The organism is Streptosporangium sp. NPDC020145, from assembly GCF_040631275.1.
Lineage (GTDB): Bacteria > Actinomycetota > Actinomycetes > Streptosporangiales > Streptosporangiaceae > Streptosporangium.
In genome coordinates, this window is sequence record NZ_JBEXZT010000004.1 from 464,305 (window position 1) to 476,474 (window position 12,170).

Below are 12,170 nucleotides of genomic sequence, written 5' to 3' on the forward strand. Positions count from 1 at the left end.
ACTCCTCGGATAATTTCAGCAACGCCATGTCAGACACGCGGGAGCACCGGAAAGTTCACACTCAGGCGGCGGAGATCGGCAGCACGGCCTCGACGACCGTACCGCCTCCCGGCGCGGCGCCGATCACGCACGTCCCGCCCAGCTCCGCGGCGCGCTCACGCATCGACAGCAGGCCGACGCCCGCACGGCGCCCCTCGGGCAGCCCGCCTCCGTCGTCCTGGACGCGGACGACCAGCGACTCGCCCCGGCGCAGCGAGATCACGGCGGAGCTGGCGCCCGCGTGCTTGCGGACGTTGGTGAGCCCCTCCTGCGCGATCCGGTAGGCGGCGACCTCGGTGGCCGCGGGCAGGTCGGACAGGTCGCCCTCGGTCTCCACGGCCACCTCGGGCCCGCCGTCGGCGGCCAGCGCCCGTACGGCCCCGGCCAGGCCGAGCTCGTCGAGGGTCGGCGGGCGCAGGCCGTAGACCAGCTCCCTGATCTCCTGACCGACCGTGTCCATGCCCTCGCGCAACTCGGCCAGGAGCCGGTCGGCCGAGGCCGGGGCGGAGCGCAGGCTGATCCTGGCCATGTTGATCGACATCGCCATGTCGGTCAGCGCGTGGCCGAGCCCGTCGTGCAGGTCCCGCCGCAGGCGCCTGCGCTCCTCCTCACGGGCGGTGAGGATGCGCTCGCGGGAGCGCCGCAGGTCGGCGGTCATCGTCACGGCGTGCACCACGTCCGCCACGTACGGCGTGACCACGGCGATCAGCCGGTCGTTGTGGGCCGCGGCGAACCTGCGGGGGCCGGGCGCGCCCAGCAGCAGCCGTCCGACGGGCTCGCCGTGCCAGACCAGCGGTACCACGCGGGGGGTGGGTCCCAGCAGGCCGATCTCGACCCTCCTGCTTCCCGGGGCCCGCGCCTCGACCGCCACACCGGTGACGCTCAGGCCGTCCTTGACGGCCGCGGCCACGGCGGCCAGCGCGTTGGCGGGCTCGGCCTGGCCGACCTCCCTGGTCAGCCGGGCGGCCAGGGCCGCCGGATCTCCGTGCGTGCCGTACATGAGACGGTCGGCCCAGCGCCTGAGCATCCCGCGCAGCGGGTGGAAGAACACCCCGGCGAGCAGGGCGGCGGCCAGGCCGCCGATCCGGTCGTAGCCGGACAGGGCGAACCCGGCGATGGCCCCGGCCCCGAAGTAGACCACGCTGACCGCGGCGATCAGCCCGGCGGCCACGAAGGCACGGCTGATCACGGTGTCGATGCCGTACAGGCGGTGGCGCAATACGGAGAAGGTGATGGCGATCGGGATCAGCCCGGTCCACACGGTGGCCGTCAGGACCCAGTCCTTCCCGGCGAGCATGCAGACGATGTAGACGGCGAACGCGCCCAGCGGCCAGGCGATCTGGCGGCGCATCACCGGGTCGGCCCGGCGCAGGCGCAGCACCAGGGAGAGCATCGCCAGCACCGCCATGCCCATGATCATCCCCAGCATGACGTTCTGCAGCGCCGCGTTGTACGGCCTCAGCGCCTCGATCGCCAGCGGGTTGGGCAGCCGGGCGGGCAGCGGGTAGCCGTCCAGGGGCGGTGTGGGCCGTACGACCAGGCGGAACGCCTCGACGGCCATCACCACGCCCGTCAGGACCACGACAGGACGCCAGCGCCGGGAGGGCAGCCTGCCGTCGGGGGAGTAGAGCGGCAGCAGGACCGCCAGCGTCAGCCCGCCGACGGCCCAGCCGATCCCGGCGGCGTAGCGGTATGTCCCGGCCGCCATCAGGTCGCCCTGGGCCCCCGAGCGCAGCATCAGGGCGGTGCCCAGGACGTTGACGGCGCAGGCGATCCCGCCTACGCACATCAGCCACGCCGCGGGCGGGCGGGACCGGTGGGCCAGCAGGAAGGCGCCGACCAGCGGGAAGGTCAGGGCACACGACAGGTCGGGGGAGACGAGCAGCCCGACGCCCCACTCGGACGGCAGGTCCCAGGTGACCACCAGCGCGGCCACCGTCAGCGCGGAGGCGGCGGCCGAGAGCGCGATGACCACCAGGCGCGGCCGGGAGATCGCCCGCCGCCCCCGCGCCGCCCGCCCGGGCACGTCCACGGCGGGGGCCGTTCCGGGGACGTCGGGGGGGCGGCCGGGAGGTGTCTCGACCGGCATCGTCACCTGCCCACGTCACCCGGGTTGACCAGGCCCGACTCGTATGCGGCGACGACGAGCTGGGCGCGGTCGAACAGTCCCAGGCGGTCGAGGAGCCTGGCCACCGACTGGGCGACCGACCGTTCCTGGACGGCCAGGGTCGCCGCGATCTGCCGGTTGGTGAGCCCCCTGGCGATCAGTTTCATCAGGTCGAGGTCGGCGTCGCCGAGACCGGCGAGGCCGGGAGGAGCCGAGGGGTTGGCCCGCCCGGCGAAGCCCGCGATCAGGCGGGTCGTGACGGCGGGGTCGATCAGCGCGTCACCGGCCTGCGCGGCACGCATCGCGCTGATGAGCTGCTCCGGCGCGGAGGTCTTGAGCACGAACCCGCTCACCCCGGCCCGTAGCGCCGCGTAGAGGTTGTCGTCCGTGCCGAACGTGGTCATCATGATCACCTTCGGCGGGGCCTCGTCGGACAGGATGCGCCGCGCGGCGGTCAGGCCGTCGAGACGGGGCATCTGGATGTCCATCAGCACCAGGTCCGGGTGGGTCTCACGGACGACCGTGATGGCCTGTTCGCCGTTCTCCGCCTCACCGACGAGGTGGAAACCGGGCTCACTGTCGAGCACGACGCGCAGACCCGTGCGGACCAGAGCCTGGTCGTCGGCCACGACCACGCGCAGCGTGGGGGCGGCGGGAAGGACGGGGGCGGCGGGCCGTACGGTGACGGTCTCCCTGACGGACGGCGCGTCCCCGTGCGGATCCAGGTGGGCGGCCTGTGAGAGCATGTCCGATTCGAGCCGTTGCAGGGTCGCGCCGAGATCGAGGCCGAGCTCCTCGCGGAGCGTCGTCCTGGCGCGCCGGAGCGCTCCCAGGGCGTCGCCCTGCCTGCCGCCCCGGTAGAGCGCGAGCGCCAGCAGCCGCCAGGCCTCCTCCCGCAGCGGGTGCGCCGAGACGTGCGCCTCCAGGTCGGCGACCAGCGCGCCGGAGCGGCCGAGCGCCAGCCCCGCGTCCGCGCGGCGTTCGAACGCGATCAGCCGCAGTTCCTCAAGGCGGCCCGCCTCGGTCATCGCCCAGGGCAGGTCGGAGAACTCGGCCAGCGCCGGTCCCCGCCACAGCGACAGGGCCTCTCCCAGCCGTTTCCACACCGTCGCGGGGTCGCCCTCGGTCTTGACGGCGTCCTCGAACATCCAGGCGTCCACCTGCTGGGCGTCGGCGCGCAGCGCGTACCCCGGCGGCGCCGAGACCAGCACCTCCGCCTCCTCCCTGGGGGCGCGGCCCGGTTCGAGGGCGCGCCGCAGCCGCGAGACGTATCCCTGTACGGTTGACAGGGCCTGAGTGGGGGGTTCGCCCGGCCAGAGCTCGTCGATGAGCATGCTTACGGGCACGGCGCGACCGCCCGCGACGAGGAGGCGGGCCAGCACGGCCATCTGGCGTTGGCCGCCTAGATCGATCACCGTGTCGCCGTGGCGAGCCTGGAACGGTCCGAGAGCACGAAATATCAGCATCGCAGGGTAAGCGTAGGGCTAGCAGGGCTAACGTCATACGGTAATACCCACCATCGTTCGCATCCTGTGAGAAATCACCAAAGATCAGGTCTCCGCGTTCGCGTTCAACGGGAGCACCGCCTCGACCACCGTCCCGCCCTCCGGTGGTGAGGTGATCACGCAGGTGCCGCCGAGCTCGGCGGCCCTCTCCCGCATCGACGAGAGTCCGACCCCGGAGCGCCTGCTCGCGGGCAGGCCGATGCCGTCGTCGCTCACCCTGACGTTCAGGTGCTCTTGCCCGTCCCGGTCCGGTGCGACCCGTTCGAGGACGACCCGCACCACCTGGGCCCCGGCGTGCTTGCGGACGTTGGTGAGCGCCTCCTGGACGATCCGGTAGGCGGCGACCTCGACCGCGGCGGGCAGCCCGGCCGGTTCCCCGCTCACCTCGACCCCGGGGCCCGCCATCTGCCTGACGGCCCCGGCGAGCCCGAGGTCGTCCAGGGCGGGCGGGCGCAGGCCGTAGACCAGGTGCCTGATGTCGCTGGTCACCGCGTCCATGCCGGAGCGAAGGTCGCTGAGCACGCGTTCGGCTGCCTCGGGGGAGGTGCGCAGCGAATGCCTGGCCATGGTGATGGACATGGCCATCCCGCTGAGCGACTGGCCGAGCCCGTCGTGCAGGTCCCGCCGCAGGCGGCGGCGCTCCTCCTCCCGGGTGGCGACGATCCGCTCGCGGGAGCGCCGCAGCGCGCCGACCAGCCTGACCGCGTGGGCGGCGTCGGCCACGTACGGCGTGAGCGCGGCGATCACCCGTCCGTTGTGCGCGGCGGGCAGCCGCCTGGCTCCGGGCGGTCCGATCAGCAGGTCGCCGACGTGCCCGCCGTGCCAGACCAGCTCGACGTCGCGCACCACCTCCCGCAGCTCGCCGACCGTCACCTCCGCGGGCCCGCCGCCCGGGAAGCGCACCGCGACCCCGGTCACCGCCAGGCCCTCCCGGAGCACCTCCAGCGCGGCGACCAGCCCGCCGGCGGGATCGACACGCTGCAGGCGCCGCCGTAGCCCCTCGGCCAGCGCCACCGGGTCGCCCCTGCTGCCGTAGAGCAGGTTGTCCGCGCCGCGTTGCAGCAGACGGCGCAGCGGATGGAAGAACGCCCCGGCGCAGAGCGCGGCGAGCAGTCCGCCGACCGGGTAGACGTCGGACAGGAACAGGCTGGAGGCCGCGCCCGCCGCCATGTAGACGCCGCCGATCACACCGACCAGTCCCGCGCCGACCAGCGTCCGGGTGACCAGTGTGTCGATGCCGTAGAGCCGGTGGCGCAGCACGGAGAAGGTGATCGCGGCGGGGATGAGCAGGACCGTGAACGAGGTCAGCCACCACAGGGGGTTGCCGACCACCCAGGGGATGATCACGGTGGCCATCGCCAGCAGCGGCCACAGGATCTGCCTGCGCTCCTCCAGTCCCGCCCGCCGGAACCGTACGGCCAGCGAGACGAAGGCCAGGACCATCGCCACGTTGCCGAGGTACTCCATCAGCAGATGGGCCTGCCAGGGGAAGGTGGAACGGTCCCGTGTCTGAGGGATCAGGAACTCGGCGCGCAGCGTGTCGACGGTCAGCACGACGACGGTGAACCAGATCAGCGGCCGCCAGCGGCGGGAGGGCAGACGCCCGTCCGGGTACAGCAGCGGCAGCAGCACACCCAGCTGCAGGATCGTGAGCTTCCCGCTCACACCGGCGACCGTCCAGATCTGCTCGGGAAGGCCGAGGTGCCCGACCGCGTTCAGCAGCGCGAGGTTCGTCGTCAGGCTGTTCAGCGCCGAGCACAGCCCGCCCAGGCACAGCAGCCAGCCGATCACCAGCCGGGGCCGCTGGAACACCAGCAGCGCCCCGAAGATCGGGAAGGCACTGCCCGTGACGTCCTCGGGCGCGAACGGCAGTGGCGTGTAGGAGGGCTGCGGCAGTTGCGCCGTCACCCAGATGTTGCCCCATTCCATGGCCACGGAGACGGCGGCGATCAGTACCGCCGAGATCCGCGCCCTGACGGGCGTCACCGTCGGGAAAACCCGGCTCAGCCCGCGCATCGCCTCGGCCCTTCCATGTCGTGCTCAGAAGGACCTTAACCGGCACGAACCACAAAAGAATCAACCAATGATCAACGTGAGAACCTCACCTTCACGCCCCGGCGCGCCGGGTGAGGGGAAGGCCGCCTTTCGCCACGCGGGTGCGGACGCGGGCGAGGGCGGCGCGAACCTCACGCCGTGACGTCGTATCTCTCTGACTCAAGGAGCCATTCGAGCTGGGCCCTGGGCGCGGTGAGGAAGGCGCAGGCGACCTTGCTGGCGTTCCTCGCCTCGACGGGTGTGAGCCCGAACTCGTCGAACAGTCCGGGCAGCCGGCGCGCGGCGGCCCGCAGGTCCTCGGAGCGCTCGGCGATCCGGTCGTTCACCCAGGCCACGGCCTCGGCGTCGGACAGGCCGAAGGCGTGCGCGGCGACCATCACGTAGTTGTGCACGTCACCGTTGGCCCGCTCCTTGTGGTGCGAGGCGACGTCGTTGCACCAGGCGGTGACGTCGTTGCAGGCGTCGACCAGCGTCCGCCAGGTCCGGCACTCCCGCAGCTCGGCCGGGACCTCGACCCCCAGGCACGGTTCGACCAGGTCGAACAGGTAGGGGCCGACCGTTCCCCTGCGCAGCACGGGGTACTCCGTGATCGAGGGCACCCGCCCCGCGCACCGGTTCTCCGCCTCGGTACGGCACGCCGCCCCCTGGGCCGCCAGCCCGTGGGCGAAACGTTCCCGCCAGCGGCGGCTCATCCGGGGGGCGGTCGCCCCCCACAGGTCGCGGAAGGCCGCCTCGACCGGGGAGACCCCCTCCGGCCTCGGCGTCCTGACCGGGAGCGGGGACGGGATCCGCGTCATGACCGGTGCCGCAGGCCTCGGCCGTGCGGCGGTGAGCGACGCCGTCATGGCCGTTCTGGCCGCCTGCGTCTCACCGTGGACGGCCTCCGCGGTGTGGCGGACCAGACGGGAGAAGGTGGCCTCCACGATCCCGGCCGCCCGCCCGGCGGGTTTCTCGTCCCACTCGTCGTCGAAGTGGAACAGCCAGGTCAGCCATTTGGCGAACAGGAGTGTCGAATCGGTGCCGAACCCGGCGAAGGCGCGGCCCGCCATCCGGTCGAAGCGCGCGAGCACGGGAGTCTCAAGCCCGATCTCGCGGGTCCAGTCCGCCAGTGAGGCCGTGATCCGGTCGATCGAGGCGTGCATGCGGCACGGGGCGGCCATGACCGGAACCCGGTCGACGAGGGGCAGCAGCAGAGCCGCGGCGACCGAGGAGGCCCGTCCACCGGTCCTGGTCGCCGTGTCGATGACGGACACTACAGCGAACCGCCGGGCCGGGAGGGGACCGTGTAGTAGGCCCTGGTCGCCTCGACCAGCTCGCCGACCGAGACCCCGCGCTCGTGCTCCAGCCGCTCGAAGGCGGTTTCCGCCTCACCGCACGGGGCGCCGAACGCGCTCAGCAGAAGCCGGAGCTCGGCTGCCTCGACGACACCGTCGCCGTCGGTGTCGCACATCTCCGCGACCGCCTCCGCGGCGGGGCGGAGCACCGCGTCGAACCGCGCGTCCTCGGAAAGGACCGAGGACATGCCGGTTCTGAACTCCTCCGGGGAGATGGCGCCGTCGCCGACCTCACCGGAGAGGGCTCGCCAGACCGACTCGAACCCGTCGACCAGTTTGCTGCCCGCGGCCGAGGTCGGCGACTCGCCGAAACCGACCAGGATCAGGGCACCCAGGCCGAGTAGGTCGTCACGCTCGACCCGCCCGTTGCCATCGGCGTCCAGTTGCCCGAAGGCATGATCCAACCTGCTCTTGAGAAGCTCTGTGCTCATCCTACACCTCCACGTTACTTGTGGGACACAGGCGGTTACTCTAGGTGACGATAGCGACGGGATTCCAGAAGTCCCTCCAGGTAAGCCCTTGGAATCGTCAAGAAGGCACAGGCCACCTGGATCACCTCACGGGAGGCGTCCAGGCCGAGGCCGTGGCGTCCGACGAGCGGGGGCAGGACGCGGGCGGCGGCCCACAACTCCTCCATGCGCTCGACCACGCGGTCGACCGCCCGGGCCTGGGCGCCCTGCGGGAAGGCCTCCGCCCGCGCGGCGGGAACCGGAGGAACGGGCGGGGAGGACGGGGCGGCCACGACCGGCAGGCGACCGGTCAGCAGGGCGTCGCACCAGGTCACCACGTCACCGCCCGCCTCGGTCGCCGCGCGCCATCGGCGGCTCTCCTGGAGCGTGGCGGGCACCTCGACCCCGAGACACGGTTCGGCCAGGTCCAGCAGCTGCCGCCCGAACCCCGCCCCGGCCGGTACGGCGAGCCCCGAGACGAACCGCTCGCGCCACCTCCGGCTCATCCCGGGAGCGCAGGACCCCCACAGGTCGGCGAAGGCCCGTTCGACCGGAGCGTGCCCCGGCTCGCCGCCCCCGGCGACCGCGAGCACCCCGGGAAGAGCCGCGGGTTGGCGGCGCAGCCGGGTCAGCAGGGTCAGCCAGCGGGCGAACAGCGTGGCCGTGCCGGTGTCGTGCCGGGCGAACGCCCGCCCGGCCAGCCGGTGGACCTCCTCCGCGGGGTCGGCGTCCAGGCCGGTCCTGCGCGCCCAGTCGATGACCGCCGCCTCGATCCGGTGCGCGGACGGGTGCATGGGGCAGGGCGCGGACAGCGCCGCCAGCCGTTCTCTGAGCGGGACTCCGGGCGGGACCGCCCCCCGTGGCGCGTTGAGCCGGGTACGCATCGTTCTCCCCCAGAAGGACGTCGGCGGGACGTGGTGTGCGAGGGCGGGGCCGCCGGAGGGCGGAGCCGGGAGCCCGTCACGGCCCGGGGTGTCCCACCTCGCCGTGGCGCGGCCGCCGCGGGCCATCGGGACGGCCGTTCGGATGATCGGCCGTACGGTGTCCCCGATCCCGGCCCGCCGGTGCGCGCGGGCCGGTGGCCCGCATTGTTTCGCCTGGTCACCGCAGGTTCCAGTACCTCTCGCGCCGGGCGTGTCCCGCTCTCGCGGCGACCTCTCGCCGCCTCCGCGGGGCCGTACGGCGGGGGCGGGGGCACGAAGGGACACAACGGGTGACACAGGAAGGGCAGGAAAGGGGCGAAACGGCGTCTCGCCGCCTTCTCCGTAACGTGTCCGAAACACTGAGCGGGCAGACTGGTAGAAGGCCAGGCGTGTGCCCGCAGACGTGCACCGTGTCGGCCTCGGCAGTGGAGGAGAGAGGCTTTGGACCGCCAGCAGGAGTTCGTTCTCCGTACCCTTGAGGAGCGCGACATCCGGTTCATCCGGTTGTGGTTCACCGACGTGCTCGGGTTCCTGAAGTCGGTCGCCATCGCCCCCGCCGAGCTTGAGGGGGCCTTCGCGGAGGGCATCGGCTTCGACGGCTCGGCGATCGAGGGCTTCGCCCGCGTCTACGAGTCGGACATGCTCGCCAAGCCCGACCCCTCGACCTTCCAGATCCTGCCCTGGCGCAGCGAGACACCCGGTGTGGCCAGGATGTTCTGCGACATCCTCATGCCGGACGGCTCACCGTCGCACGCCGACCCGCGCTGGGTGCTCAAGCGGACCCTGGCGAAGGCCTCCGACATGGGCTTCAGCTTCTACACCCACCCCGAGGTCGAGTTCTTCCTGCTGAAGGACAGGCCGGAGGCGGGCAGGCGGCCCGAGCCGATCGACGACGGCGGCTACTTCGACCACACCCCGCACAGCTCGGGACACGACTTCCGGCGCAGCGCGATCATGATGCTGGAGTCGATGGGCATCTCGGTCGAGTACAGCCACCACGAGGGCGCCCCCGGTCAGCAGGAGATCGACCTGCGCTACGCCGACGCGCTCACCACGGCCGACAACATCATGACCTTCCGGCTGGTCATGAAGGAGGTCGCGCTGGAGCAGGGCATCTGGGCGAGCTTCATGCCCAAGCCGTTCACCGAGCACCCCGGCTCCGGCATGCACACCCACATGTCGCTGTTCGAGGGAGACCGCAACGCCTTCTACGAGCCGGGGGCCGACTACCAGCTCTCCAAGGTCGGCCGGTCCTTCATCGGCGGGCTGCTCGCGCACGCCGCCGAGATCACCGCCGTCTGCAACCAGTGGGTCAACTCCTACAAGCGGCTGTGGGGCGGCGCCGAGGCCATCGCCGGGGCGGGCGGCGAGGCGCCGAGCTACATCTCCTGGGGGCACAACAACCGCTCCGCCCTGGTCAGGGTGCCGATGTACAAGCCCCACAAGAGCGGCTCGACCCGCATCGAGTTCCGCTCGCTCGACTCGGCCTGCAACCCCTACCTCGCCTTCGCGGTGATCCTCGCGGCGGGCCTGAAGGGCATCGAGCAGGGATACGAGATGCCTCCCGGCGCCGAGGACGACGTCTGGGCGCTGACCTCGGCCGAGCGCCGGGCGCTGGGCATCCAGCCGCTGCCGCAGTCGCTCGACGAGGCCATCGCCGTGATGGAGCGCAGCGAACTGGTCGCCGAGACCCTGGGCGAGCACGTCTTCGACTACTTCCTGCGCAACAAGCGCGCCGAGTGGAGCGAGTACCGCCGCCAGGTCACCGAGTTCGAACTGGGTCGCTACCTTCCGGTGCTGTGACGGTCTCCGGGGTGCGGCAGGGGGCCGTACCCCACCTGCCTCACGCGGGGGCGTCCCGGGCGCGGTAAGGTTCAAGCGCGCGGGCGGTTCCGGCGCCCGTACCCTGTGACCCCCGATCATGCGGGCTGCTTCGGCGTGCCCGCGACCGGCCGGTCCGCGGGGCGCGGGCCGGGCGAGGTTTCGCGGCGACGACCGGCGGGCCGTCCCCGAAAGACTCGTCGGCAAGGACGCGCCCCCCGCGGTTCCCCTCAGGACGGCGGGTGGCAAGGCGCCGTTGATCCGCTCGTCACCGTCACCTGGTTCGCCGGTCCCGTGGCGGCTCCGGTAAAATCAGTCGGTCCATTTATAGGGATTTTTCGAGGACAAATCGCCGTAAAGGGCGATTAGGAGGTGCCGTATGACAACGGCTGCCGAGCTGCAGACCGTGGTGACCGTCCCGGCGCGTTTCCGTGGGCCCGAGGGCTCAGCGAACGGCGGATGGATCGCGGGTACGGTCTCCCAGGCGTCGCACGGCGCCCGGCACGACTCGGCCGTCGAGGTCACACTGCATGCCCCCACACCGCTGGAGACCGAGCTCTCCCTGCGGCACCTGGCCAACAGCGCGACCCTCACCGACGGGGAGACCCTGCTCGTCGAGGCCATCCCGGTCGCCGAGCGGCTCAACGCCCCCGACTTCGTGCCCTTCAACGAGGCCGCCCGCGCTGAGAGCGGTTTCGCCGGGATCACCGGCCACCCCTTCCCCGGCTGCTTCGTCTGCGGCCTGCGCGACCCGGGGGACGGCCTGCGGATCTTCCCCGGCGCCGTGTCCGGCGGCGAGCTGGTCGCCGCGGGCTGGCGGGTGCCGATGACCGTCACCGACGAGGACGGCGTCGTCCCCGACGCGCTCGTCTGGGCTGCCCTCGACTGCGCTACCGGCTGGGCCCACTTCGGACCCGGTGAGTCGGCCCTGCTCGGCAGGCTGACCGCCAAGGTCGAGCGGCGCGTCTACCCCGGCGGCACCTACTCCGTCGTCGCCCGCGCCACGGGCCGCGAAGGCCGCAAGCTCTTCGGCGAGAGCGCCGTCTACGAGGTCGACGGCACCCTGGTCGCCGCCGCCAAGGCCGTCTGGATCACCTCCGCCTGAGGTCGTACGGGACCGGGGGCCGCACCCCCCGTATCCCATTGAAGACCGATATGGGGTCTGGTACGGCTTTCGCCGATAATTGCGGCATGAGAATCACCGTCGTCGAGAACGAAGCCGGAGCGGGCCTGGGCGCCTTCGCCGGATGGCTGGCCGACAGCGGCGCCGAGTGCGAGGTCGTCCGCCCCCACCTTGGAGAGCCGATCCCGCGGCGGGCGCGGGACGGCCTGATCGTGCTCGGCGGGACGGCGGCGGCCTGGGAGGACGAGCGCTTCCCCTGGCTGCCCGAGACCCGCGCCCTGATCAGGTCCTCCGTCGAGAACGGCGTGCCGACCCTGGGGGTCTGCCTGGGCGCCCAGCTGATGGCGCTCGCCTGCGGCGGCTCCGTCGAACGCGGTGAGCACGGCCTTGAGGTCGGCGTCACCGAGGTCGTCCCCCTCCCCGCCGCCGCCGACGATCCCCTGTTCACCGGGTTCGGCCCGGTGCCCGCCGTGCAGTACCACGGTGACGCGGTGACCCGGTTGCCCGAGGGAGCCGTGCCGCTCGCCGTCGGCGACCCCTACCCCAACCAGGCCTACCGCCTGGGCGAGAGGGCCTGGGGGGTGCAGTTCCACCCGGAGGCGGATGTCGAGGTCTTCACCGACTGGACCGGCCACTCCGCCGACCACCTGACCGGGCTCGGCCACTCGGTCGAGGAGCTCAACGCGGGGGTCAAGGCGGCCGAGGAGGACCTGACCCGGACCTGGCGGACCTTCGCCCGGCGTTTCGCGGCCGTCGTGGAGTCCGCCGGGGAAGGCACGGACGCCGCCGGCTGACCGGCGCGGCCGTACCGGGC

General features: G+C 72.4%; 9 protein-coding genes. 3 read left to right on the plus strand and 6 right to left on the minus strand.

All coding sequences use genetic code 11. The annotated features are described in order from the left end of the window. Window positions 1-61 precede the first annotated feature (61 nt). The 6 genes from ABZ463_RS10495 to ABZ463_RS10520 all read right to left on the minus strand — a co-directional run bounded on the left by ABZ463_RS10495 (window position 62) and on the right by ABZ463_RS10520 (window position 8,373). Window positions 62-2,128: a sensor histidine kinase gene (locus ABZ463_RS10495; RefSeq protein WP_362775337.1), complete on the minus strand. Its 2,067-nt coding sequence runs from the start codon at window positions 2,126-2,128 to the stop codon at window positions 62-64. A gap of 2 nt (window positions 2,129-2,130) precedes the next feature. Then, a complete protein-coding gene (locus ABZ463_RS10500; RefSeq protein ID WP_362775206.1) occupies window positions 2,131-3,561 on the minus strand; it encodes a BTAD domain-containing putative transcriptional regulator in 1,431 nt (476 codons plus the stop codon). Window positions 3,562-3,696: 135 nt separating this feature from the next. Beyond that, entirely contained in the window at window positions 3,697-5,667 is a 1,971-nt protein-coding gene (locus ABZ463_RS10505; RefSeq protein WP_362775209.1) for a sensor histidine kinase, read from the minus strand. 170 nt (window positions 5,668-5,837) lie between these two features. After that, complete coding sequence (locus tag ABZ463_RS10510) at window positions 5,838-6,959, minus strand: terpene synthase family protein (RefSeq protein WP_362775212.1); 1,122 nt, start codon at window positions 6,957-6,959, stop codon at window positions 5,838-5,840. After that, the gene (locus tag ABZ463_RS10515; RefSeq protein ID WP_362775215.1) at window positions 6,959-7,471 is read right to left on the minus strand and encodes a hypothetical protein; all 513 of its coding nucleotides are present in this window, start codon (window positions 7,469-7,471) and stop codon (window positions 6,959-6,961) included. Before ABZ463_RS10515 ends, ABZ463_RS10510 begins: the two co-directional genes overlap by 1 nt. Before the next feature lie 35 nt (window positions 7,472-7,506). Next, window positions 7,507-8,373: a hypothetical protein gene (locus ABZ463_RS10520; protein WP_362775218.1), complete on the minus strand. Its 867-nt coding sequence runs from the start codon at window positions 8,371-8,373 to the stop codon at window positions 7,507-7,509. 480 nt (window positions 8,374-8,853) lie between these two features. On the opposite strand from ABZ463_RS10520, the gene glnA reads away from it, so the two are divergent. The 3 genes from glnA to ABZ463_RS10535 all read left to right on the plus strand — a co-directional run bounded on the left by glnA (window position 8,854) and on the right by ABZ463_RS10535 (window position 12,150). Then, window positions 8,854-10,215, plus strand: a complete 1,362-nt coding sequence (gene glnA / locus ABZ463_RS10525) for a type I glutamate--ammonia ligase (protein WP_352008797.1) — start codon at window positions 8,854-8,856, stop codon at window positions 10,213-10,215. 397 nt (window positions 10,216-10,612) lie between these two features. Further along, window positions 10,613-11,338, plus strand: a complete 726-nt coding sequence (locus ABZ463_RS10530; protein WP_352008798.1) for a hotdog fold domain-containing protein — start codon at window positions 10,613-10,615, stop codon at window positions 11,336-11,338. A gap of 86 nt (window positions 11,339-11,424) precedes the next feature. Beyond that, complete coding sequence (locus ABZ463_RS10535; protein ID WP_362775222.1) at window positions 11,425-12,150, plus strand: type 1 glutamine amidotransferase; 726 nt, start codon at window positions 11,425-11,427, stop codon at window positions 12,148-12,150. The last annotated feature ends 20 nt before the right edge of the window (window positions 12,151-12,170 follow it).